24 protein-coding genes are annotated in these 21,636 nt (G+C 74.2%); 14 read left to right on the top strand and 10 right to left on the bottom strand.

What is annotated here, in order from left to right:
* Nucleotides 1-138: 138 nt before the first annotated feature.
* Nucleotides 139-882, bottom strand: coding sequence for an alpha/beta fold hydrolase (locus J2S44_RS34260; RefSeq protein WP_310422611.1), 744 nt, complete (start codon nucleotides 880-882; stop codon nucleotides 139-141).
* A 68-nt stretch (nucleotides 883-950) separates the two neighbouring features.
* Here J2S44_RS34260 and J2S44_RS34255 point away from each other — a divergent pair, with 68 nt between their 5' ends.
* Complete coding sequence (locus J2S44_RS34255; RefSeq protein ID WP_310422608.1) at nucleotides 951-1,715, top strand: polyphosphate kinase 2 family protein; 765 nt, start codon at nucleotides 951-953, stop codon at nucleotides 1,713-1,715.
* Between the two features lie 91 nt (nucleotides 1,716-1,806).
* Here the strand turns inward: J2S44_RS34255 and J2S44_RS34250 are convergent, their stop codons facing one another.
* Both J2S44_RS34250 and J2S44_RS34245 read right to left on the bottom strand, forming a co-directional pair.
* The gene (locus tag J2S44_RS34250; protein WP_310422605.1) at nucleotides 1,807-2,511 is read right to left on the bottom strand and encodes a MerR family transcriptional regulator; all 705 of its coding nucleotides are present in this window, start codon (nucleotides 2,509-2,511) and stop codon (nucleotides 1,807-1,809) included.
* Between the two features lie 13 nt (nucleotides 2,512-2,524).
* The gene (locus J2S44_RS34245) at nucleotides 2,525-3,865 is read right to left on the bottom strand and encodes a serine hydrolase domain-containing protein (protein ID WP_310422602.1); all 1,341 of its coding nucleotides are present in this window, start codon (nucleotides 3,863-3,865) and stop codon (nucleotides 2,525-2,527) included.
* A gap of 79 nt (nucleotides 3,866-3,944) precedes the next feature.
* Between J2S44_RS34245 and J2S44_RS34240 the strand changes: the two genes are divergently transcribed.
* Nucleotides 3,945-5,156 carry a saccharopine dehydrogenase family protein gene (locus J2S44_RS34240; protein WP_310422600.1) on the top strand — a complete coding sequence of 404 codons (1,212 nt, stop codon included), beginning with the start codon at nucleotides 3,945-3,947 and terminating at the stop codon, nucleotides 5,154-5,156.
* 192 nt (nucleotides 5,157-5,348) lie between these two features.
* A complete protein-coding gene (locus J2S44_RS34235; RefSeq protein WP_310422598.1) occupies nucleotides 5,349-6,770 on the top strand; it encodes a pectinesterase family protein in 1,422 nt (473 codons plus the stop codon).
* On the opposite strand, the gene J2S44_RS34230 is transcribed toward J2S44_RS34235, so the two are convergent.
* Both J2S44_RS34230 and J2S44_RS34225 read right to left on the bottom strand, forming a co-directional pair.
* The gene (locus J2S44_RS34230; protein ID WP_310422595.1) at nucleotides 6,767-7,951 is read right to left on the bottom strand and encodes a DUF5925 domain-containing protein; all 1,185 of its coding nucleotides are present in this window, start codon (nucleotides 7,949-7,951) and stop codon (nucleotides 6,767-6,769) included. The two genes, J2S44_RS34235 and J2S44_RS34230, sit on opposite strands and share 4 nt — an antisense overlap.
* Before the next feature lie 52 nt (nucleotides 7,952-8,003).
* Entirely contained in the window at nucleotides 8,004-8,507 is a 504-nt protein-coding gene (locus tag J2S44_RS34225) for a GNAT family N-acetyltransferase (RefSeq protein WP_310422593.1), read from the bottom strand.
* Nucleotides 8,508-8,800: 293 nt separating this feature from the next.
* Between J2S44_RS34225 and J2S44_RS34220 the strand changes: the two genes are divergently transcribed.
* Nucleotides 8,801-9,352, top strand: coding sequence for a TetR/AcrR family transcriptional regulator (locus J2S44_RS34220; protein WP_310422589.1), 552 nt, complete (start codon nucleotides 8,801-8,803; stop codon nucleotides 9,350-9,352).
* A gap of 18 nt (nucleotides 9,353-9,370) precedes the next feature.
* Here the strand turns inward: J2S44_RS34220 and J2S44_RS34215 are convergent, their stop codons facing one another.
* On the bottom strand, nucleotides 9,371-10,273 hold the full coding sequence (locus J2S44_RS34215; protein WP_310422586.1) for an NmrA/HSCARG family protein: 903 nt from the start codon (nucleotides 10,271-10,273) through the stop codon (nucleotides 9,371-9,373).
* Between the two features lie 89 nt (nucleotides 10,274-10,362).
* Here J2S44_RS34215 and J2S44_RS34210 point away from each other — a divergent pair, with 89 nt between their 5' ends.
* Nucleotides 10,363-10,971: a TetR/AcrR family transcriptional regulator gene (locus tag J2S44_RS34210; protein ID WP_310422583.1), complete on the top strand. Its 609-nt coding sequence runs from the start codon at nucleotides 10,363-10,365 to the stop codon at nucleotides 10,969-10,971.
* 241 nt (nucleotides 10,972-11,212) lie between these two features.
* On the top strand, nucleotides 11,213-12,418 hold the full coding sequence (locus J2S44_RS34205; RefSeq protein WP_310422580.1) for a sensor histidine kinase: 1,206 nt from the start codon (nucleotides 11,213-11,215) through the stop codon (nucleotides 12,416-12,418).
* Here the strand turns inward: J2S44_RS34205 and J2S44_RS34200 are convergent.
* The gene (locus tag J2S44_RS34200) at nucleotides 12,358-12,963 is read right to left on the bottom strand and encodes an HD domain-containing protein (RefSeq protein WP_310422577.1); all 606 of its coding nucleotides are present in this window, start codon (nucleotides 12,961-12,963) and stop codon (nucleotides 12,358-12,360) included. The genes J2S44_RS34205 and J2S44_RS34200 overlap by 61 nt on opposite strands.
* 31 nt (nucleotides 12,964-12,994) lie before the next feature.
* On the opposite strand from J2S44_RS34200, the gene J2S44_RS34195 reads away from it, so the two are divergent.
* Entirely contained in the window at nucleotides 12,995-13,516 is a 522-nt protein-coding gene (locus J2S44_RS34195; RefSeq protein ID WP_310422575.1) for a DUF1697 domain-containing protein, read from the top strand.
* On the opposite strand, the gene J2S44_RS34190 is transcribed toward J2S44_RS34195, so the two are convergent.
* Complete coding sequence (locus tag J2S44_RS34190; protein WP_310422572.1) at nucleotides 13,496-14,359, bottom strand: alpha/beta fold hydrolase; 864 nt, start codon at nucleotides 14,357-14,359, stop codon at nucleotides 13,496-13,498. The genes J2S44_RS34195 and J2S44_RS34190 overlap by 21 nt on opposite strands.
* 22 nt (nucleotides 14,360-14,381) lie before the next feature.
* On the opposite strand from J2S44_RS34190, the gene J2S44_RS34185 reads away from it, so the two are divergent.
* On the top strand, nucleotides 14,382-14,945 hold the full coding sequence (locus J2S44_RS34185) for a TetR/AcrR family transcriptional regulator (protein ID WP_310422570.1): 564 nt from the start codon (nucleotides 14,382-14,384) through the stop codon (nucleotides 14,943-14,945).
* Nucleotides 14,946-15,107: 162 nt separating this feature from the next.
* On the opposite strand, the gene dhaM is transcribed toward J2S44_RS34185, so the two are convergent.
* Nucleotides 15,108-15,494: a dihydroxyacetone kinase phosphoryl donor subunit DhaM gene (dhaM, locus tag J2S44_RS34180; RefSeq protein ID WP_310422567.1), complete on the bottom strand. Its 387-nt coding sequence runs from the start codon at nucleotides 15,492-15,494 to the stop codon at nucleotides 15,108-15,110.
* A gap of 69 nt (nucleotides 15,495-15,563) precedes the next feature.
* On the opposite strand from dhaM, the gene dhaK reads away from it, so the two are divergent.
* From dhaK to J2S44_RS34160, 4 genes are all read left to right on the top strand, one after another.
* Nucleotides 15,564-16,556: a dihydroxyacetone kinase subunit DhaK gene (gene dhaK / locus J2S44_RS34175; protein ID WP_310422564.1), complete on the top strand. Its 993-nt coding sequence runs from the start codon at nucleotides 15,564-15,566 to the stop codon at nucleotides 16,554-16,556.
* A 2-nt stretch (nucleotides 16,557-16,558) separates the two neighbouring features.
* The gene (dhaL, locus tag J2S44_RS34170; protein WP_310422561.1) at nucleotides 16,559-17,140 is read left to right on the top strand and encodes a dihydroxyacetone kinase subunit DhaL; all 582 of its coding nucleotides are present in this window, start codon (nucleotides 16,559-16,561) and stop codon (nucleotides 17,138-17,140) included.
* An 84-nt stretch (nucleotides 17,141-17,224) separates the two neighbouring features.
* Nucleotides 17,225-18,796: an FAD-dependent oxidoreductase gene (locus J2S44_RS34165; protein WP_310422558.1), complete on the top strand. Its 1,572-nt coding sequence runs from the start codon at nucleotides 17,225-17,227 to the stop codon at nucleotides 18,794-18,796.
* Nucleotides 18,797-18,990: 194 nt separating this feature from the next.
* Nucleotides 18,991-19,296: an antibiotic biosynthesis monooxygenase gene (locus J2S44_RS34160; protein ID WP_310422556.1), complete on the top strand. Its 306-nt coding sequence runs from the start codon at nucleotides 18,991-18,993 to the stop codon at nucleotides 19,294-19,296.
* A gap of 97 nt (nucleotides 19,297-19,393) precedes the next feature.
* On the opposite strand, the gene J2S44_RS34155 is transcribed toward J2S44_RS34160, so the two are convergent.
* Nucleotides 19,394-19,735 (bottom strand): YnfA family protein, encoded by a 342-nt coding sequence (locus J2S44_RS34155; protein WP_310422553.1) that lies wholly within the window; start codon nucleotides 19,733-19,735, stop codon nucleotides 19,394-19,396.
* A gap of 121 nt (nucleotides 19,736-19,856) precedes the next feature.
* Between J2S44_RS34155 and J2S44_RS34150 the strand changes: the two genes are divergently transcribed.
* The gene (locus J2S44_RS34150; protein WP_310422551.1) at nucleotides 19,857-20,867 is read left to right on the top strand and encodes an SDR family oxidoreductase; all 1,011 of its coding nucleotides are present in this window, start codon (nucleotides 19,857-19,859) and stop codon (nucleotides 20,865-20,867) included.
* A 20-nt stretch (nucleotides 20,868-20,887) separates the two neighbouring features.
* A complete protein-coding gene (locus tag J2S44_RS34145) occupies nucleotides 20,888-21,454 on the top strand; it encodes a GNAT family N-acetyltransferase (protein ID WP_310422548.1) in 567 nt (188 codons plus the stop codon).
* Nucleotides 21,455-21,636: the final 182 nt, after the last annotated feature.

Here is a 21,636-nt window from a genome sequence, read left to right as displayed (position 1 = left end):
AGGGGTACGGGTGTGCGCGCCCCGACGCGCGTACGGGGCCCGCCGGACCACGACGGGACCGGCAGGGAGGAGCCCCCGGCGACGACCGGTGCCCGCGGGAGCACCGGTGGGTGCCCACGCCGGAAGCGGAAAATGGGGTTACCGGTTCTGGTCCTGGAATTCCGCCGCGAACGCGGTGGCCAGGCCGGCGACCCGGGGGCCGGCGGTCGTGACGACGTTGTGCGCGGCGCCGGGGAGCGTGACCGTGCGGCAGCCGGCCACGGCGGCGAGACGCGCCGTCCAGGCGTCCGGGGCGATCGGGTCGCGCCGGCCGCGCAGCACCAGGACCGGCGCGGTGACCAGCGGCAGGCGGTCCTCCATCCGGTGCCGGACCGCGGTGCGCAGCGTGCCGATGATCCGGCGCGGCCCGGCCGCGAGCGCGCCCGCGGTCACCACCGGGAGCTGGCGCGGGTCCTCGATCGGCAGGTCACGTAGCAGCCGCAGCACGTGCCGCACCACACCGGCCGCCGGATCCGCGGTCGGCCCGGCCAGCACCAGCGCCGACACCAGGTCCGGCCGGGCGATCGCCAGCTCGACCGCGACCTGACAGCCGTAGGAACCGCCGAGCAGCCGGGCGCCACGCATGCCCTCGGCGTCCATCCAGGCCGCCAGCACCGCCGCGTGCTCGCGCGGCCCGAGCACCCGGCGCGGAGCCGCGGACCGGCCGAATCCGGGCAGGTCGGGCGCGTGCACCGGGCCGGGGAGCGCGCGTGCGGTCGGCATCAGGTATCGGTGCGAGACGGCCAGCCCGTGCAGCAGCACCCAGGGAGTGCCGGAGCCCGCGCGGGAACGCACGTGCAGACGCCGGCCGGACACCGTGACGTACCGGCTGTTGAAGGTCATGATCGATTATCCCCCGCGAGCGCACGCATCAACCGCGCTCGACGATGATCGGATGCGAGGATGGCACCATGACGACACGCCTGGCGAAGGTGGACATGTCGGCCCGGCTGTCGAAGCGCGAGGGCCTGGAACGGCTGCAGGCCGCGCAACAGCGCCTGCTCCGGCTGCGCCTGATGCTCGGCGGCCAGCTCGGCGACCAGAAGATCGGCCCGCCGCTGTGCGTGGTCTTCGAGGGCTGGGACGCCTCCGGCAAGGGCGGCGCCATCAAGCGGCTGGTCGCCCCGCTGGACCCACGGCACGTGCGCGTCTCCCAGTTCGCCGCGCCGACCTACGACGAGAAGCGGCACCATTTCCTGCAACGTTTCTGGAAGGTGCTGCCCGGCTGGGGCGGGATGGCCGTGCTGGACCGCTCCTGGTACGGCCGGGTGCTCGTCGAACGCGTCGAGGGCTTCGCGACCGAGGAGCAGTGGAGCCGCGCCTTCAAGGAGATCGCCGAGTTCGAGCGGACGCTCACCGCCGAGGGCATGATCCTGATCAAGTTCTGGATGCACGTCTCCCCGGAGGAGCAGCTGCGCCGCTTCCACGACCGCGCGGACGACCCGCTGCGCACGTGGAAGCTGACCGACGAGGACTGGCGCAACCGCGACCGCCGCGCCGACTACGAGACGGCGATCGAGGAGATGCTGCGGCGCACGGACCGCAAGCGCGCCCGCTGGCACGTGATCGCCGGCGACAACAAGTCGTACGCGCGGGTCGCGGTCGTCGAGGAGGTCTGCCGCACGGTCGAGAAGCAGCTGACCGCCCGCGGCTACGACCTGCGCGACGCGGACTGACCCACCGGCCCGACAGCTCGACGCGACTACGGCACCCGCACCGTTCCGGCCCGTCCCGGCGTGGCCGGCACCGGCCGGAGTGTGACGCCGGTCAGCCGGCCAGCTCCGCGATCCGCGCCCATGCCGGGCTCGCGGCCGTGGTGGTGACCGCGGCGAGCGCGGCCGTGTCCAGGTCGGGTGGCGCGTCGTCCGGGGGCCGGCGGGCTGACCAGTCGCGGGTGCGGGCGGCGAGCGCGGGGAGTCGCGGGTCGTCCGGGGACCAGTCGAACGCGGCGTCGTGGTCGAGGTACAGCGCACGGAACTCCGGGTCGGCCAGCGCGGCCAGTTTGCCGGTCAGCCAGGCGGCCGCGGCGTACGGCGCCAGCATGATCCAGAGGTCGCGCTCCAGCAGCACCGTGCGTTCGCTGACGCCGATCTCGCGGAGCCGGTCCAGGTAGGAGGCCACGTCGTCCGGCACGTACAGGCGGTCACCGCCGCGGAGCCGGGCGAGCCGCCGGCGGGTGCGCGCGATCTGGTCGGCGCGGCGGCGCAGCCCGTCGTCGATCTCCTCGATCGCGGCGGCGAGCCGGTCCGGGTCCGCGTCGAGCAGGCCGCGGATCCGGGCCAGCGGCACCCCGGCCTCGGCCAACGTCCTGATCTTGACGAGCTGGACCGCGTGCTCCGCGCCGTACCGACGATATCCGGAGGCGTCCCGTGGCGGTTCCGGCAGCAGGCCGCGGTCGTGGTAGACGCGGACCGCCTTGATCGTCACTCCGGCGTAGCCGGCGAGCCGGCCGATCGTCCACGTGGCACCCATCCGTCGCATGGTGTCAGACCCGCCGCATCATCCGGCCGCCGGCGGACCGGTACGCCGCGTCGCCGTGGTAGGACACGAGGTAGGAGGGCGGGAGTCCGTCCAACGGCAGGCCGGCCGGTGCGAACAGGTCCTCCCCCACCGGTACGTAGCGCTGCGGCGGCCCGGCGACCGCGCCCCCGGCGAACGCCGTGAAGATCCGTTCCTGGGACGCGTCGGCCGGCTCGTACGTGACGGTCTCCTCCAGTTCGCCGTCGATCGCGCGCACGTCCACCCGGAGCTGGTGCGACCGGTACGTCCCGGCGTACCGCGCGAGATCGTCTCCGGGCCGCGGCGTGAACGACGGCTTCGGCGCGGGGACCAGCAGGTCCAGCATCTCGTCGAGTACGGTCGTCGCGCGCGGGTCGTTGCCGTACCCGGTGAGGACCAGATCCTGTCCCGGTACGACGGCGAGCAGCGCGACGCCGCCCGGCGAGGCACCGCTCATGGTCAGCACGCCGTCCGGCCGGACCAGCCAGCCCAGCCCGATCGGCGAGATGCCCGGCGTGCCCATGTCGTGGGTGACGGTCCGCATGCGCGTCACCGACTCGGCGGACAGCACGCCGGCGCCGTGGCCGAGGTGCACGCGGCCGAACGCGAGCAGGTCCGCCACCGTGCCGATCACCGTGCTCCCGGCCGGGCCCCAGGTGCGCGGCAGCATGAACATGCTGGTCGGGCGCCGGTCCGGGAAGTGACCGACCGCGGTGGAGCGCAGGATCGCCGCCTCCGCGGACGTGCACGCGGTGGACATCCCGGCGGGCGCGAACAGGTCGCGGGCGAGCAGCTCGTCATAGGTCAGCCCGGTCACCACCTCGAGCAGCCGGCCGGCAACGATCATGCCACCGTTGGTGTAGCTGACGTACTCCCCCGGCGGGAACAACGTGCCGCACTCACGTACCAGCCGCCGCACGTAGATCGTCAGCGCGTCGCGGCCGCGCTCGTCCGGGAAGAACAGGTCCGCGTCGATGCCGCTGGTGTGGTTGAGCAGGTGCCGCACCCGCAACCCCGGGATCGTCAGCTCCGGCAGGTGCGCGGCGACCGGCGTGTCCAGGTCCAGCAGCCCGCGCTCGACCTGCCGCAGGACCAGCGTGGTCGTCATGATCTTCGTGACCGATCCGATCAGGAACCCGGTCTCCTCCCGCATCGGCGCACCGGTGGTCACGTTCGCCACCCCGTGCGCGACCACGTGCTGCGCTCCGCCGCGGTACACGCCGGCCACGATGCCGGGTGCCTGCGTGCCCGCCGCGGCCAGCCGGTCGATTGCTGCGATCTCGTCCATGCCGTCGATGCTGCGGCCCTGCCCCTGGGGCAGGGTCAAGCCCGGCGATCGTGCCGGCGTACGGATCGTCGGCCTGTCGGCTGGCGGCACCCGGCGAACCGGCGAAGAATCGACGTCCATGGCCGATCACGACGTCGTCGTCCACGGTGCCACCGGGTTCGCGGGATTCCTGGTGGCCGAGCATCTCGCCGCGCACGCGCCCGCCGGTCTACGGATCGCGCTGGGCGGGCGGTCGGCCGCGCGGCTGGCCGAGGCCCGGCGGCGGCTGGGTGTCGACTGGCCGGTGATCGTCGCGGACGCCACCGACGACGTGGCGCTGCGGGCACTGGCCCGGTCGGCGCGGGTGGTGGTGACGACCGTCGGGCCGTACGTGCAGCACGGCCACGGCCTGGTGCGCGCCTGCGCCGAGGCGGGCACCCACTACGCCGACCTGACCGGTGAGGTGCTCTTCGTGCGGCGCAGCATCGACGACAACCACGAGCCGGCGCGGCGCACCGGCGCCCGGATCGTGCACTCGTGCGGCTGGGACTCGATCCCGTCCGACCTGGGCGTGCACGTCCTGCACGCGGCCGCGGGCGCGGAGCTCACCGACACCACGCTGGTCGTCACGGCGGCGCGCGGCGGGGTCAGCGGCGGCACGATCGACACGATGCGGCGCCAGCTCGACATGGTCCGGGCGGACCGGGCGCTGCGCCGGGTCGCGGCCGACCCGTACGCGCTGAGCCCGGACCGCGCCGTGGAGCCGGACCTGGGCCGGCAGCCGGACCTGATCAGCATGCCCGGCCGCACGCTGGGCCTGCGCGGCACGCTGGCGCCGTTCATCATGGCCGTCCACAACACCCGGGTGGTGCGCCGCAGCAACGCGCTGCACTCCTACGCGTACGGCCGCACGTTCCGCTACCGGGAGGTGATCAGCACCGGCACCTCCGCGCTGTCGCCGCTGCTGGCCGCCGGGGTCCGGGCCGGCATGGCGGCGCTGCTGGCCGGCCTGCTGCTGCCGCCCACCCGGTTCGTCCTCGACCGCCTGGCGCCGCGGCCCGGTTCCGGCCCGTCCGAGCGGGCCCGGCGGGACGGGCACTTCACCATGGACCTGTTCGCGACGACCCGGGCCGGCACGCGCTACCGGGCGCGGTTCCGGATGCAGGGCGATCCGGGGTACGCGGCGACCGCGGTGATGCTCGGTGAGACCGCGCTGGCGCTGGCCGTGGACACCGGCCGGCTGCCGGCCTCGGGTGGCGGCGTGCTCACCCCGGCGACCGCGCTGGGTGACGTGCTGGTGGACCGGCTGCGCGCCGCCGGTGCGGAGATCACCGCCGGCCCACGACGCTGATAGTTGCCCGCGAAAACTATGTCCGCGCACGTCGGCCAATTACGGCAATCCATTGACTCTAATTGATGCCACTCCTACAGTGAGCGGGACCGGTACCGCCGCGCGATGGCCCGCGCCACGGCCGCACCGGATCGGACGCGCCATCCCGGGCAGCGCGCCGCGCCCGTCACCGTCCTCCCGTAAGGAACTGCCATGCCCCGAAAGCGCACCCTCGGCGTCCTGGCCGCGCTGGCCGTCGCCGTCCCGGCCGCGATCGTCCACGCCGCCGGGCTCTCCCTGGCCGCCGCCGCGCCCGCCGCGGGCGGCGTCTACACGCTGGTGCCCGGCGCCAGCGGCAAGTGCGTGCAGGCACCGTCCACAGCGTCCGGCGCCCTGCTCGCCCAGGCCGCCTGCGCGGCCGGGAACACCGCACAGCAGTGGAAGGCGATCACCGCCGGCAACGGCTACTTCCTGACCAACGTGGCCAGCGGCCTCTGCGCCGACGTACCCAGCGGCGCCACCACGAACAACCTGCAACTCCAGCAGTACGCGTGCGGCAGCCCCCAGACCAACCGGGTCTGGAACTTCACCGCCTCCACCGCCGCACCCGGAAAATACCGGGTCACCAACGCCGCCACCGGACTCTGCCTGAGCACCCGGGACGGCTCCACCGCCGGCAACAACCCGATCGTCCAGGAAACCTGCGCCGACACCGCCCGCATGCAGATCGCGGTCAACCCGGTCGGCGGCGCACCGAGCACGTCACCACCGGCCGCCGGCACGCCCACCGTGGCGAAGGACGGCACCGGGCGCTACTCGACCGTCCAGGCCGCGGTCGACGCCGCGGCGAACAACAGCGTGATCACCATCAAGGCCGGCACGTACCGGGAGATCGTCACGATCCCGGCCACGAAGCCGGGCCTCACGCTGCGGGGCCTCGGCACGTCCGCGAGCCAGGTCGTCATCGTGAACAACCACAGCTCCGCCGGCGGGTACGGCACGTCCGGCAGCGCCACGGTCTTCGTCAACGGCCCGGACTTCCGGGCCGTCAACCTGACGATGGCCAACGACTACGGCGAGGGCAGCCAGGCCGTGGCGGCGAACCTGAACGGCGACCGCGGCGTCTACGACAACGTCCGGTTCCTCGGCAACCAGGACACGCTGCTGGTCAACCGCAACCGGCACTACGTCGTCAACTCGTACGTCGAGGGCACGGTCGACTTCATCTTCGGCAGCGGCACCGCGGTGTTCCACAACAGCGCCATCCACCAGCGGCGGTCGACCGGCGGGCCGATCACGGCGGCGCGGACCGACCCGGCCGTCGCCTACGGGTTCCTGATCTACCGGTCCACGGTCACCGGTGCCACGGACAACACCACCCAGCTCGGGCGGCCGTGGGGGCCGGACGCGCAGGTGCTCTACCGCGAGTCCACGCTGAGCGCCACGATCAGGACGGCCGAGCCGTGGACCGACATGTCCGGCAACGTCTGGGAGAACGCGCGCTTCCGGGAGTACCGGAACACCGGCGCGGGCGCCACCGTGAACGGCAACCGGCCGCAGCTCAGCGACGCGGAGGCCGCGACCTACACCCCACAGAGATACCTCGCGGGTACGGACGGGTGGAACCCGATCTAGAGATACATGCCCGTGTTCGCGGGCGGCTCCGGCACCGCCACCGGCGCGGTGCCGGAGCGCAGCGCGAAGAGCTCCGCGAGCGTGGCGCCGTCCGGGCCGATCCCGTCGGAGCGGCCCAGCCACGCGGACGCCTCGTCGAGCGGCAGCCGGCCCACCTCGATCTGGGCCAGGCAGCGGCCGGGGCGGATCACCGCGGGATGCAGCGCGGTCAGGTCCTCGTTCGTGGTGATCGCGATCAGCGCGTTGCGGCCCTGACCGAGCAGGCCGTCGGTCAGGTTGAGCAGCCGGGACAGCGACTGCCCGGAGCTCATCTTGGCCTCGCCGCCGATCAGTTCGTCGCAGTCCTCCAGCACCAGCAGCCGCCAGCGCGGGCCGTCCTCGTCGTCGCCGCCGAGCGCCACGTTCATCAGGTACGCCGGGTCGGCGAACAACCGCTCCGGGTCGAGCACGCAGTCGACCTGGCACCACGACTTCCACTGCTGGGCCAGCGCGCGGATCAGCGTGGTCTTGCCGGTGCCGGGCGGGCCGTGCAGCAGCAGGAGCCGGCCGTCCAGCGACTCGCCGTCCTGCGCCATCACCCGGTCCAGTGCGGACGCGACCCCGCCGGCGTAGTTCGCCCGGATCGCCTCCCACGGCGCCGCGTCGATCTGCCGCTCCACCCGGCGCGGGCCGTGCGGGCCGAAGTGCCAGAACCCGATGCCCACCGTGTCCGGCGTCGGCTCCGGCTCCTCCACCGCGCCGTCGATCACCTTCGTCACCACGGACTCGGCCAGTTCCGCGCTGATCGCGGTGACCATGACGGTGGCGCGGCGCGACTGCGTCCAGTGGTTGACGTGCAGCGTGAACCCGTCGCCGACGAGCAGGCGGCCGCGGCCGGTGTCCTCGACCGCCTCGCGCAGCACGCGGGCGCCGTCGACCGTGAGCCGCGCGTCGGAGCGCACGTTCTCCAGGTGGGTGGTCCGCCCGTACGGCTCCCGGCCGGTGGTGAACGCGCTGATCGCCAGCAGGTCCACCACGTCGACCAGGCGGTCGCCGTCGTCGACCGAGCCGGCCATCGGCAGCGCGCCGACCAGGCCGTTGTCCTTGTCCACGGTCTTGGCGACGGCCTTCGCCGAGGCCTTCCCGCCGCTACGGGCGGACTTCGAGTCCCGTGAGTCGACGGGCTGCCGGGGCGTGTTCATCTGTCCCATGATCCGGGGCCGGACGGGCGCCGACCAACCTATTTCTGCTTTCTTACACGTGCTTGCGAAAGATCGTGGTAGCGGCCCGGTCACCCGACGGGGTGAGGGCGAACTCCGGGATCTCGCCGACCCGGGTCCAGCCGCGCCGGGCGTAGAGGCCCTCCGCGACGCTGCCGGTCTCGGTGTCCAGCACCAGCAGCGTCCGGCCGAGCGCGCGGGCGCCCTCCTCCGCCGCGACCAGCAGCGCGCCGCCGAGGCCGTGGCCGCGCCCGTCCGGGTGCACCAGCAGCTTCGCGATCTCCGCGCGGTGCGGCGCGTTCGCCTGCGCGGCCGGCAGCAGCCGGACCACGCCGAGGATCCGGCCCGCGTCCCGCGCGACCCAGGTGCGCGCGTCCGGGTCGGCCAGCGCGCCCCGCCAGTACGCGCGGGCGTCCGCCACCGTGAACGGCAGCGTGAACCCGACGCTGGCGCCGCCGAGCACGCATTCCAGCAGCACCTCCGCCAGGTCGGTCTCGGCGGCGGCATGGTCCTCGGCGGTCAGCGGTGCGATCTCCATGCCTTCATGATCAACGATCTGGAGCCGTACCGTGCGGTGAGGTTTTTCATCGGAGTGTCCGGACGGACAGCTCCCACGGCCGGGCCGCGGCGCCGTCACGCAGGATCTCCGCGGCGGTCGACTCCCGGTCGAACATGTCGTCCCCGTCGTGGATCTTAACCGGAGGTTCCTCCGGTAACGTTGCGCATCGGGGGCCGTGCCCGGCCGGGCCCCGACTGATCCACCACAGGCGGGAACAACCAGGCGCGATATCCTGGCCAACCCGTTCGACGACCAGAGAGGGTGTTCAACCCATGCGTGCGGACGCGCAGCGCAACCGCGAACGGCTGCTCGACGCCGCGGTGAACGCCTTCACCCGGGAGGGCCCGGACGTCACGCTCGAGTCCGTGGCCAAGGCCGCCGGCGTCGGCATCGGCACGCTCTACCGCCACTTCCCCACGCGCGAGGCCCTGGTCGAGGCCGCCTACCGCAACGAGCTGTCCCGGCTCTGCGACGCCGCCCCCGAGCTCGCCGCCACGCTGCCGCCGGACCGGGCGCTGCGCGCCTGGATGGACCGTTTCCTCGACTACATGACCACCAAGCACGGCATGGCCGACGCACTCCGCGCCGTCATCGCCTCCGGCGGCAACCCCTACGCGCACAGCCGCGACCGCATGCTCGACGCCCTCGACGGCCTGCTCACCGCGGGCATCACCGCCGGTCTCCTCCGCCGCGACGTCTCCACGGACGACGTCCTGGTGGCGCTGTCCGGCGTCACGCTCGCGGCCGGCAAACCCGACCAGCGCACCCAGGCCGGCCGCCTGCTCGACCTGCTCCTCGACGGCCTGCGGCAGAGGGCCCGCTAACGCTCCGGCGGCCGTGGTCTACAGCGCGGCGCGGGCCCAGGTCTCGAACGAGGTCAGCGGGATGCCGAGCGCGCGGGCGAACTCGGGCCGGGCCGGCTGGCCGGCGACGTTGAGGAACTCGTGGGACAGCGCGGCGTACGGCGGCATCCCGGCCGCGAGCGCCTCGGCCTCGGTCATGTCGGGGGCGGCGACCGGCACCCCGAGCGCGCGGGACAGCGTCGCCGCGACCTCGGTCATGGTCAGGTAGTCGCTCGCCAGCTCCAGCTCGACCCGGTGGAAGCGGTCCGGCTCGATGAACGCGGCCGCGGCGGCGCGGCCGATGTCGTCCACCGCGACGAGCGAGAGGTGGGTGCCGGGCCGGAGCACCGTGGCCAGGCCGCCCTCGACGCCGCGCGGGAAGAGGTAGGCGGCGTCCGGGTGCAGGTTCGACATGAAGAAGCCGGGCTTGAGGATCGTCCATCGGGGGAAGCCGGCGGCGCGGACGCGCTCCGCGGCGGCGACCTTGGGTCGGTACACCGCCTCCATCGGCACCCATCGGCCCTCCGCCCAGCCGGGGACGTCGGCGGTCCGGCCGGCGCCGGAGACGGACGTGTGCACGAACTGCGGGACGCCGCCGTCCCGGGCCGCGTCGATCAGGTTGACCGCCTGGCGCAGCTCGTCGTCGAAGTCGGCGGAGCCGTCGGCGTTCCACGCGGGCATCTGGACGGAGAAGACACCGCGGACGCCGGCCACCGCGCCGGTCAGGGACGCGGGATCGCGCAGGTCAGCGCGGTACAGCGTGGCACCGAGCGCCGCGATCTCCCGCGCCCGGGGCGCCTCGGGGTCGCGGACCAGGGCACGGACGGGCACGCCGGCGGCCAGCAGCGCACGCGCGGTGGCGCCGCCCTGCCGGCCGGTGGCGCCGACGACGAGAACGGTCATGACAGTCCACCTCCAATAAACGGCGTGGCCCGCCGTTTCGATGTCGCTACAATACGGCGGGGTCCGCCGTTTAGCCAGAGGGTGATGCGATGACCGGTCAGCGCGCGGACGCGCGGCGCAACTACGCGCTGCTGCTCGCGGTCGCGTCGGAGGCGGTCGCCACGGACGGCGCGGACGCGTCGCTGGAGCAGATCGCCCGCACCGCCGGCGTCGGTTCCGGCACGGTGCGCCGCCACTTCCCGACCCGGCGCGCACTGCTCGAGGCGGTCTTCCACGACCGGATCGAGAGCCTGTGCACGCTCGCGCGCGAGCTCGCCGGCCACGCCGACGGCCGGGCCGCGCTGCTGGAGTGGCTGGCCGCGGTCACCGCGTCCACGGCCACGATCGGCGGGCTGGCCGTCGCGCTCAACCGCGACCGGATGGCCGGGACCGAGCCGCACTGCGCGACCAGCCGGCTCACCGAGGCCGGATCGCCGCTGGTCGCGCGCGCGGCCGCGGACGGCGTGCTGACCGCCGGCGTGACCACGACCGACCTGCTCGCCCTGGTCACCGGCATCGCGCTGGCGACCCAGGACCACCGGGACGCGGCCACCGAGTCGGCGCGGCTGCTGGCCATCACGGTCGCCGGCATCAGCCCGGACCCGGCCCGGGGCGCCGTCGACCCCGCACGCGGCGACACCGGCGCCGGCCCGGTCTGACACCGCGCCGGCCCGCCCCCGCGGAGGGAACCGCACGCGACCGCGCACGACGGCACCGGTTCGTCCGCACCGGCCGGGAACCGGCCGGGAACCGGCCGGGAGGAACGCCGACGACGGCCGGTGCCCGCGCCGGGCACGCGGACCGCGACCACGCCGGAAGCGGGTACGGCGGAAGTCTCCCGGCCGGAGCCGGTCGCGGATTCGCCGGATTTCGGGGCTGCAGGCCGATATTTTCGGGCGTATGGCCAGTTCCCGGCGGTGGTGGGCCGGGCTGCGCGCGCGGGCCGGGCTCGGCGGGGAGGGTCCGCGGGCCGCCGCGCGGCAGGCCGCCGTGCTGCTGGCGATCTCCGGTCTGGTCGCGCTGCTGGCGCTGGCGGCCGGGTCGCCGCGCACCGGCACACTGGTGATCATCGCGGCGACGGACCTCGGGTCGGCCGCCCTGGTCTGGCTGCTGCCCTGGTCGCGCTGGCCGCCGCCGGCCCCGATCGCGGTGACCCCGTTCGCGCTCGGCGTGCTCGGCTTCTCCACCTGGGCGTTCGGCGGGGTGGCGGCCGGGACCGGGCCGTTCTTCGTGCTGTTCTTCGCGTGGCTCGGGCTGCACTTCGCGAAGTGGGTGACGTGGCTGCTCAGTCCGGTCGCCGCGGTCTGCTACGTGGTGCCGCTGCTGCTCACCGGCCAGCCGCCGGACGTGGTCGGCAGCGTCGCCGGCCTGATGCCGGTCGCGGTCGGCGTCGCCCTCGTGATCAACGAGCGGGTGGAGGCGCAGCGGCGGGCACTGGACGAGCTGGCCGGCGTGGAGCGCTGGCGGCGCGCGCTCACCTCCGCGGTGGCCCACGACGTGCGCTCCCCGCTCAGCACGATCCAGCTGGTACTGGAGATGATCCGCGACGGCGACCTGCCGCCGGACAGGCGCAACCAGTTCCTGGACTCGGCGCTGCGCCAGTCCGCACGGCTCAGCCGCCTCGCCTCCGGGCTGCTCGACCTGGACCGGGTCGAGTCCCGCGGCACGCTCCGGCTGGAACTGACCTCGATCGTTCTGCGCCGCGCCTGCCGGGACGCGACCGGCTTCCTGAACCTGCCGCACGTCGTGGTCGGCGTCCCGCCGGACCTGACCGTGTGCGCGGACCCGCAGCGCCTCGAGCAGATCCTGGTGAACCTGATCGGCAACGCCGCCAAGTACGGCGCCGCGCCGATCGAGATCACCGCCGGCCCGGGCCAGGACGGCATGGTCCGGCTCGCGGTGCGCGACCACGGCGCCGGCGTGTCCGAGGCCGGCCGCGCGCGGCTGTTCGCCCGGTTCGGCACGTCCGGCGACGTACCCGGCGCGGTCGGTCTCGGCCTCTGGCTGGTCCGCGAGCTGGCCCGCGCCCACGGCGGCGACATCCGCTACGAGGACGCGTCCCCCGGCGCCCGGTTCATCGTCACGCTGCCGTCCGCGACCGGGTGAGCGGCTTGGAACGCGAGGCGCGCGTCGGCACCGTCGGCGAGGCCCTGGAGGACATCGTCGAGCCGCAGGAACGCCGCCCACCGGTCGGTCGCGGCCAGCCGGTCGATGACGAGGTCCTCCAGCTCCGGGACGCGCTTCGCCTTCCAGATCTTGTCGGCCAGCGCGATCAGCAGGTCCTCGGTGCGGATGTCCGGCCGGGTCCAGGAGGCGTGGTCCCGCGCGGACCGGGCCAGCGGCTCCGGTTCGCCGCGGTCCAGCAGCAGCGCGTAGCCCGCGGCCTCGTGCGCGTGCCCCGGCCCGGACAGCTCCTCGGGGTGGCGCACCTTGCCGATGTCGTGCAGCGCCGCGCCGGACAGCACCAGTTCCCGGTCGAAGGCGAGCTGCCCGGCCAGGCCGGCGGTCAGGTGGCGGGCCACGTCGTGCACCGCGCGCAGGTGCGCGGCGAGCCGGGGCGGCGCGTGCAGCGCCTCCAGGTGGGCGACCGCGGCCGCGGGGAGCGGTGCCAGGTCGCCGCCGGTGAGGGCGGCCGTGAGCCGTCGGGACATGGCGGGAGAGGATAGTCGATACGCTGGCCGGGTGACCAGGTACGCGCTGCTGCTCCGCGGGATCAACGTCGGCCGGAACCGGCGGGTCGGGATGGCCGATCTGCGGGCGCTGCTGACCGGGCTGGGCTACCGCGACGTCGCCACGCTGCTGCAGTCCGGCAACGTCGTGCTCGGCTCGGAGCAGTCACGCGCGGAGCTGCGGGCCACGGTCGAGGCCGCGATCGAGGAGCGGTTCGGCTTCCCGGTCGACGTGATCGTCCGGGACCGGGCCGAGCTGGCGGCCGTGCACGCGCTCAACCCGCTCGGCGACGTGGCGCACGACGGCTCGCGCTACGCGGTGACGTTCCTGCACGAGCCGTTCACGTTCACGCTGGACGGCGTGGATCAGGGTGCCGACCGTTTCCTGGCCGCCGGCCGGGAGCTGTACGTCTGGTGCCCGCACGGTCTCAGTGACAGCCCGGTGATGACCGCGCTCTCGAAGATCAAGAACGGCCCGCCCGCCACGGTACGGAACTGGAACACCGTCGGGAAACTACTGTCCATGATGGACTGACTCGAGGAAGTTCGTCATCCGCTCGGCGACCAGCTCCGGCGCGTACGTCGGCACGTCGTGCGACGCACCCCTGATGATCTCCACCCGGGCGGCCGGCATCACCGACTCCAGCCGGGCCGCGGCGTCCGCCGCCGGGTAGAGCGCGCTGTGCTCGCCGAGCAGGAACATCGCGGGCGCGGTCACCGACGCCAGCTCCTCGTCGGTGAACACGGCCGGCGCCGGGATCCGCCGGCGGAACCTCATCAGCGACGGCAGCATCGCGGCCAGGTGGTCGTCGCGCAGCGTCGCGTTCCGCACCGGCCCGGCGAGCCGGTGCCGCAGCCCGCGCGGCGCGAGACCGGCCAGCCCGCCCGCGATCAGCCACACCATGAAGCCCGCGGTCACCCGCCCGAACCCGGCCGGGTCGAGCAGCGTCACGCTGGCCACCCGGGACGGTGCCGCGATCGCGTAGCGCAGCGCGGCCCACCCGCCGTACGACATGCCGACCAGGTGCATGCGTGGGGTGTCGAGGCCGTCGAGCGTGGCGGTGAGGCACTCGACCGCCTCGGCCGTGCCGGTGATCGGCCGGGTCTGCTCCGCGAGGCCCGGCTCACCGATCAGGTCCAGCGCGACGACCGGGTGGTCGCGGCCGAGGGGTGCGACGTACCGGTGCCAGGCCACGGCGTTGCCACCCGCGCCGGACAGCAGCACGACCGGCGTGCCGGTGCCGGTGCCGCCGTGGTGCGCCACGGCCGTGCCGAACGGCGTGCGGATCGGCGTCGACGAGGGGAACGGCGCCAGGGCCGGGCGGTACGCGGCGAGGAAGCGCTCCCGGGCGGCGGGGGTGGTGAACGACGAGTTCATGGTACGACCGTATCATCAAAACATGCCGAAGCGAGTGGACCATGACGAGCGGAAGCGGCACATCGCCGGAGCACTGCTGCGCATCGCGGTGGAGCGCGGCCTGCAGCACGCCAGCATGCGGGAGGTCGCCACCGCCGCCGGCGTCTCCGTCCGCCTGGTGCAGTACTACTTCCACACCAAGGACGAGCTGCTGCTGGCGTCGCTCGGTTACCTGGCCGAGCAGCTGGCCGACCGGATGACGTCGCGGTTGGCGGCCACGATGAAGCCCCGCGAGTTCGTCACCGCGCTGCTGCTGGCCGTGCTGCCCACCGACGCGGAGGGGGTGCGCATCACGCGCGCGTTCGCGGCCTTCTACAGCCTCGGCCTCGCCGAGCCGCACCTGAGCCGGCAGGGCATGGACTACCCGGACGGCCTGGAACGCCTGGTCGCGTCGCGGCTACGCGCGGCGGGAAACGCGGCGCCCGAGCTGGCCGCCGCCGGCCTGCTGGCGCTCACGAACGGTCTCGGTTCCAGCGTCCTCAGCGGCCAGCGCGACGCCGAGTCCGCGACCGAGATCCTCCGCCACCACCTGGACCTGGTGTTCTAGGCCCTGTATCGACGTGGGGGTCGGAGCGAGGCGCGGTCCGGGTGTCGTCCGGGTGCGCGGCGCGGAAGCCCTCATACCGGTGTTGTCTGTGGGCTTTTGTGACGTGCGGCCGGGCGGCGCCTGGGCCTCGCCGCAGCCCGGCCATCCACTTCGATACAGGGCCTAGGGCAGCTTGTGCGCGGTCCGTGCGTCCTCGGCCGCGGCCTCCACGAGGGACAGCGCGGCGCCGGTCGACGCGGTCACCACCGCGGCCACGCCGCCCTCGACCAGTGGCGCGTCCGCCAGCCGCAGGTCCGCGCGGTCCAGGTCCTCCAGGACGGTCAGCGTGGTCAGCACCGAGCTGCCGATGTCGGCCAGCAGCAGCACGCCGTCGCCGTGGTCGGCGCGCGCGATCGCGCCCAGGATCAGCTCCTCGCTGGTGCCGAGCCCGCCGTCCGTGGTGCCGCCGGCCGTCTCGACCGGGACCACGCCCTTGCTCAGCTCGGTGAGGAGATCCCGAAGGCCGTCCACGAGCCGGCCGCTGTGCGAGACGAGCACGATCCCCACCATGCCGGGATCGTAACGCCTGGCGTAATCCGGGGCAGCGGGAGAAGCTGAGCGGTGGAAGGGAGCGCACCGATGAAGAAGTTCATCAACGACCCGGGTGAGGTGGTGGCGCAGGCGCTGGCCGGTCTGGCCGCCGCCCACCCCGAGCTGCGTGTAGACCCTGATAATCAACTGGTGATCCGCGGGGACGCGCCGGTCCGCGGCAAGGCGGGCATCGTCTCCGGCGGCGGTTCCGGGCACGAGCCGCTGCACGGCGGCTTCGTCGGCCCGGGCATGCTCGACGCGGCCTGCGCCGGCGAGGTGTTCACCTCCCCGGTGCCGGACGCGATCCTGGCCGCCACGCGCGCGGCCGACGGCGGCGCGGGCGTGCTGCACATCGTCAAGAACTACACCGGTGACGTGCTCAACTTCGAGATGGCGGCGGAGCTGGCCGGCGACGAGGGGATCGCGGTGGAGACCGTGCTCGTCGACGACGACGTGGCGGTGCGGGACTCCACCTGGACCGCGGGCCGGCGCGGCACCGGCGCCACGCTGATCGTGGAGAAGGTGACCGGCGCGCTGGCCGAGGAGGGCGCGTCACTGAAGGACGTGGCCGCGATCGGCCGCGCGGTGAACGAGCGGTCCGGCTCGTTCGCGGTCGCGCTGACCGCGGCGACCACGCCCGCGGCCGGGCGACCCGGCTTCGACCTGCCGGACGACGAGATGGAGGTCGGTGTCGGCATCCACGGCGAACCCGGCCGCCGCCGCGCGAAGATCGCCCCGGCGGCCGAGATCGCCCGCGTGATGGTCGACGCGATCCTCGCCGCCAAACCCGCACAGGGCAGGACGATCGTGCTGCTCAACGGCCTCGGCGGCACCCCGCTGCTGGAGCTCTACCTGCTCTACGGCGAGGTCGCGGCGCTCCTGGCCGAGCGGGACGTCGAGATCGCCCGGAATCTCGTCGGCAACTACGTCACCAGCCTGGACATGGCCGGGGCGTCGCTCACGATCTGCCACGCGGACGACGAGATCCTGCGGTTGTGGGACGCTCCCGTCCGTACCGCCGGCCTGCGCTGGGGGGTCTGATCGTGAACGTCGAGCAGGCGCGCGAGTGGATCGCGGCGATCGCCGAGACCGTGGAGGCGGAGGCGGAGACGCTGACCCGGCTGGACTCCGCGATCGGCGACGGCGACCACGGCGCGAACCTGAAGCGCGGCTTCGCGGCCGTCCGGGTGGCGCTGGACGGGTTCGAGGCACACACCGTCGGTGACGTGCTGACCAAGACCGGCGCCACGCTGATCTCCAAGGTCGGCGGTGCCTCCGGACCGCTCTACGGCTCCGCGTTCCGGGCCATGGGCAAGACGCTGACCAGCCCGGACGTCACCACGGAGCAGCTCGGCGACGCGCTCGACGCCGGGCTGGCCGCGATCCGGAAACTGGGCGGCGCGCAGCCCGGCGACAAGACCATGGTCGACGCGTGGTTGCCGGCCGTGGCGGCGTTCCGCCGGAAGGGCCCGCAGGCGGCCGCCACCGCGGCGGAGGAGGCCGCGCGTGCGACCACCGATCTGCAGGCCCGCAAGGGACGCGCGTCGTACCTCGGTGAACGCAGCATCGGTCACCAGGATCCGGGAGCGACGTCGACCGCGCTGATCTTCCGGGCGCTGGCCTGACTTTTGCCAGAACGGCAAGCTTTCTTGCCGCGGAGGACCGGGCCGGGCCACTCTCGTTCACAGCGAGAACGAGGAGGCAGGACCGTGAAAGAGCAGTACGACGTAGTGGTCATCGGCGGCGGGGCCGCCGGTCTGAGCGGTGCGCTCGCGCTCACCCGGGCGCGCCGCTCGGTGCTGGTCGTCGACGCGGGCGAGCCGCGCAACGCGCCGGCCGGGCACGTGCACAACTACCTGGGCCGGGAGAACACGCCCCCGGCCGAGCTGCTGCGGGCCGGCCGCGCGGAGGTGGCGTCCTACGGCGGCGAGTTCCTGGACGCGGCCGTCACGGACGTGACCGGCGACGCCGACCACGGCTTCACCGTCACCACGACCGAGGTGTCCGTCCGGGCGCGACGGGTGCTCGTCACGACCGGCCTCGTCGACGAACTGCCGGACATCCCCGGGCTCGCCGAGCGGTGGGGCCGCGACGTGCTGCACTGCCCGTACTGCCACGGCTACGAGGTCCGCGACCGGGCGATCGGCATCGTCGCGACCGGCCCGATGGCGGTGCACGGCGCGTTGCTCTGGGGCCAGTGGACCGACGACGTCACGCTCTTCCTGCACGACGGGTTCCCGATCACGGACGAGCAGCGTGAGCGGCTGGAGGCGCGCCGGGTGCGGGTCGTCGAGGGCCGGATCGCCGGCGTGCTGGTGACCGAGGACCGGCTGACCGGCGTCCGCCTGGAGTCCGGCGAGGTCGTCGCCCGGGACGCACTCGTGGTGCAGACCGGCGTGCGGCCGCGCGACGGGCTGCTGACCAGGCTCGGCATCGTCGCCGAGGAGAAGCGGATCGGCCCGGTCTCGATCGGCGCGTTCGTCCCGGTCGCACCGACCGGCGCCACCGGCGTGCCGGGCGTCTTCGCGGCCGGCAACGTCGTCGACCCGATGGCCCAGGTGATCATCGCGGCCGGCAGTGGCCTGTCGGCCGGCGCCGCGCTGAACATGGACCTGATCGAACAGGACACCCGGCGCGCGGTCGCGTTCCGGCGGCTCGGCGTGAGCGGCGACGACCCGGCCGAGCTCCACTCCCGCGACTACTGGGAGCGCCGGTACGCCGAGCACGGCGTCACGTTCAGCGGCGACCCCAACCCGCACCTGGTCAGCGACGTCGCCGGCCGCACCCCCGGCCGCGCGCTGGACGCCGGCTGCGGCGACGGCGGTGACGCGATCTGGCTGGCCCGGCAGGGCTGGCGGACCACCGCGGTGGACATCTCCGCGACCGCGCTGGCCCACGCCGCCGAGCGCGCGGCGGAGGCCGGCGTGACGGTCACCTGGGAAGTGGGCGACCTGCGCGACTGGACGCCGGAACCGGGCGCGTACGACCTGGTCAGCACGCACTTCGTGCACATGTACGGCGCCGCGGCCGAGGACCTGTACCGGCGGCTCGGGTCCGGCGTCGCGCGGGGCGGCACGCTGCTCGTGGTCAACCACAGCTACACCGACGTCGCGCAGCCCCAGCTCAACCGCCCGGACCTGCCCGAGATGTTCATGACCGCCGCGCAGATCGCCGCCACCCTCAAGCCGGACGAATGGGACATCGAGGTGGCCGAGGAGCGGGCCCGGTCCGCCAGGGGCACCACCGTGCACGACGTGGTGGTGCGCGCCCGGCGCCGCTGACCGGCCCGGCGGTTCGCCCGGCACCACACCGTTCCGCACCCGCGCACCGGATGGCCGGTCCCGGCCCTCCGGTGCGCCGGACGCGTCGTTACGGCCGTGTGAACCCGCTGCTGGAGGCGCGTGTTCGCCCCCTGCGTGCGGCGGCCAACGGGCACAATCGACCCGACAACCAACGCTGAAGGCGAGGTCGGTTCGTGATCGCACGAGTCTGGCGCGGCTGGGTCCGCGCCGAGGACGCCGACGGATACGACCGGCACTACCGGGCCGAGGTGCTGTCCACGCTGCGCGCCGTCAACGGTTTCAGCGGCGCCCGCCTGATGCGCCGCGCGGTCGGCGACGAGGTCGAGTTCCTCGCCATCACCTACTTCACCGACATGGACGCGGTCCACCGATTCGCCGGCGCCGACCCGGAGGTCCCGGTGATCGCGGACGCGGTGCGCGCGCTGTTCATCCGCTACGACACGCTCGTCCGCCACTACGAGGTCGACTTCGAAACATAGATCACCCGAGGGTACGGGGGGCACCGTCCCCGCGACGGCACACATCCGGCCCGGTGGTCCCCGCTGCCCGGTCCACGGTGGCTCGCCGGGCGGCCGCTCAGTCCGCGCCCGCGCGCGGGGCGTACATGATGACGGCGACGCCGGCCAGGCACAGCGCGGCGCCGATCAGGTCCCAGCGGTCCGGCCGGAAACCGTCCACGACCACGGCCCAGGCCAGCGAGCCGGCGACGAACACCCCGCCGTACGCGGCCAGGATCCGCCCGAAGTTCGGGTCCGGCTGGAACGTGGCCACGAAGCCGTAGACGCCGAGCGCGATCACGCCGGCCGCGATCCACCACAGGCCCCGGTTCTCCCGCCAGCCCTGCCAGATCAGCCACGCACCGCCGATCTCGGCCAGCGCCGCGAGGCCGAACAGCAGAAGCGATCGCACGATGTCCACGCCCGGACCGTACCCGGTGATGATCGTGACCTGGATCGCGCCGTGGTCCCTACGATGGTCCGGTGACCGACCGACTCCGGGCGCCGGCCCGCCACGCGTCCCGCGACACCGGCGGCCCGCCATGACCGTGCTGGTCACCGGCGGGTCCGGGTTCCTCGGCGGGCACTGCGTCGCACACCTGCTGCGGCTCGGCTACCGGGTGCGGACCACGGTGCGGTCGCCGGCCCGCGCCGACGCGGTCCGCGCCGCGATGGCGACCGCGGCCGGCGTACCGGCCGGGCTGTCGTTCGTGATCGCGGATCTGACCTCGGACGACGGGTGGGACGCGGCGGTCGACGGGTGCACGGCGGTGCTGCACGTGGCGTCGCCGTTCCCGGCGGGCGAGCCGCGCCGCGCGGACGACGTGATCGTGCCGGCCCGGGAGGGCACGCTGCGGGTGCTGCGGGCCGCCCGGGACGCGGGCGTCCGCCGTACCGTGGTGACGTCGTCCTTCGCGGCCGTCGGCTACGGCCGGCGGGACCCCGGCCACGTCTTCACCGAGGACGACTGGAGCGACGCGCCGACCGGTGCCTACATCCGGTCCAAGCTGATCGCCGAGCGGGCCGCGTGGGACTTCGCCGAACGGCACGGGACCTCGCTCACCGTGATCAACCCGACGGGCATCCTCGGCCCGCCGCTCGGCCGCGACCACTCGCTCTACGTCGCGCTGATCGCGCAGCTGCTCAACGGCCGGCTGCCCGCGCTGCCCCGCCTCCGCTACCCGCTGGTCGACGTCCGGGACGTCGCCGACCTGCACGTGCGCGCCCTCGACGCCCCCGCCGGGCACCGTTTCATCGCCACCGCCGGGCAGCTGTCCCTGGACCGGATCGCCGCGCTGCTGCGCGCCCGTCTCGGCGAGGCCGCCCACCGGGTGCCCACCCGCACGGTGCCGGACCGGCTCGTCCGCCTCGCGGCCCGGGTCAGCCCGCGGCTGGCCCTGGTCGCGCCGGACCTCGGCGTCACCCGGCTCACCACCGCCGACAAGGCCCGCACGCTGCTCGGCTGGACGCCACGCCCGGTCGAGGAGTCCATTATCGACACTGCCACCCGGCTGTCCCGGCTCGGTCTCCTGCGTACCCCGATCCGTTCATGAAACGGAGGTAATGTCCGTGAATGCCCGCGCGCCCGTTACCCGTGCTGTGCCGGCCGACCGGCCTGCACGTGACACAGACCGACCGGCTGTGGCTCGTCACCGACCGGGTCACCGACCACGCGCGCTGGGCCCGGCAGGCGGCCGACGACCCCGCGCCCGCCGCGGAGTGGCCCGCGGAGCTCCTCCGGCACGGCCGCGGCGTGCTGCTCGGACCGGTCGCGGACGCCATCGTGGACGGTGACGGCCGGGACCTGCTGCCGCCCGACCCGGACCGCTTGTTCGTGGCCGCGATCAACCGGTCGACGCACCGCCTGATCGGCGGCGTGTCCCTCACCGGCCACCACCTTCTCGGCGGCATCGACCGGGCCGAACGGCGCCGGGGATACGGTCACGAGATGCTGTCCGCGGTGTGCCGGCTCGCCCACCGCCACTTCGACCTCGCCCGCCTCACCGCCGTCTGCACCCCCGGCAACGAGCCCGCCCGCCGCTGGCTGGCCGCCGCCGGTTTCACCCCGGACGGCGCCACCTGGGAGCACACCGACCCGGGCCACACCCTCCGCTGCCCCGGTCGCCGCCCCCGGCGATAGCCACCCGCGCCGGCCGGCACGTTCGGCGCGCCCAGCGCGATCCGCGCACCGGACGGGATTCGCGCGCCCCACGCAATCCGTGCACCCCACGCGGCCTCCGGTGCAGGCCCGGGATCGCCCCGCATCCACGTTGGACGGTTTCCGGACGGCGGGGTGCGACGTCGCGCGGTGAGGCAGACGAA

This window comes from Catenuloplanes niger (assembly GCF_031458255.1).
In the GTDB taxonomy this organism is placed as follows: domain Bacteria; phylum Actinomycetota; class Actinomycetes; order Mycobacteriales; family Micromonosporaceae; genus Catenuloplanes; species Catenuloplanes niger.
This window is presented reverse-complemented; position numbering and strand designations above follow the sequence as displayed.

Coding starts and splice junctions, on each gene's coding strand:
- J2S44_RS34260 (WP_310422611.1), bottom strand. CDS start 882: ATGACCTTCAACAGCCGGTACGTCACGGTGTCCGGCCGGCGTCTGCAC.
- J2S44_RS34255 (WP_310422608.1), top strand. CDS start 951: ATGACGACACGCCTGGCGAAGGTGGACATGTCGGCCCGGCTGTCGAAG.
- J2S44_RS34250 (WP_310422605.1), bottom strand. CDS start 2,511: ATGGGTGCCACGTGGACGATCGGCCGGCTCGCCGGCTACGCCGGAGTG.
- J2S44_RS34240 (WP_310422600.1), top strand. CDS start 3,945: ATGGCCGATCACGACGTCGTCGTCCACGGTGCCACCGGGTTCGCGGGA.
- J2S44_RS34235 (WP_310422598.1), top strand. CDS start 5,349: ATGCCCCGAAAGCGCACCCTCGGCGTCCTGGCCGCGCTGGCCGTCGCC.
- J2S44_RS34230 (WP_310422595.1), bottom strand. CDS start 7,951: ATGAACACGCCCCGGCAGCCCGTCGACTCACGGGACTCGAAGTCCGCC.
- J2S44_RS34225 (WP_310422593.1), bottom strand. CDS start 8,507: ATGGAGATCGCACCGCTGACCGCCGAGGACCATGCCGCCGCCGAGACC.
- J2S44_RS34220 (WP_310422589.1), top strand. CDS start 8,801: ATGCGTGCGGACGCGCAGCGCAACCGCGAACGGCTGCTCGACGCCGCG.
- J2S44_RS34215 (WP_310422586.1), bottom strand. CDS start 10,273: ATGACCGTTCTCGTCGTCGGCGCCACCGGCCGGCAGGGCGGCGCCACC.
- J2S44_RS34210 (WP_310422583.1), top strand. CDS start 10,363: ATGACCGGTCAGCGCGCGGACGCGCGGCGCAACTACGCGCTGCTGCTC.
- J2S44_RS34205 (WP_310422580.1), top strand. CDS start 11,213: ATGGCCAGTTCCCGGCGGTGGTGGGCCGGGCTGCGCGCGCGGGCCGGG.
- J2S44_RS34200 (WP_310422577.1), bottom strand. CDS start 12,963: ATGTCCCGACGGCTCACGGCCGCCCTCACCGGCGGCGACCTGGCACCG.
- J2S44_RS34190 (WP_310422572.1), bottom strand. CDS start 14,359: ATGAACTCGTCGTTCACCACCCCCGCCGCCCGGGAGCGCTTCCTCGCC.
- J2S44_RS34185 (WP_310422570.1), top strand. CDS start 14,382: ATGCCGAAGCGAGTGGACCATGACGAGCGGAAGCGGCACATCGCCGGA.
- dhaM (WP_310422567.1), bottom strand. CDS start 15,494: ATGGTGGGGATCGTGCTCGTCTCGCACAGCGGCCGGCTCGTGGACGGC.
- dhaK (WP_310422564.1), top strand. CDS start 15,564: ATGAAGAAGTTCATCAACGACCCGGGTGAGGTGGTGGCGCAGGCGCTG.
- J2S44_RS34150 (WP_310422551.1), top strand. CDS start 19,857: ATGACCGTGCTGGTCACCGGCGGGTCCGGGTTCCTCGGCGGGCACTGC.
- J2S44_RS34145 (WP_310422548.1), top strand. CDS start 20,888: ATGCCCGCGCGCCCGTTACCCGTGCTGTGCCGGCCGACCGGCCTGCAC.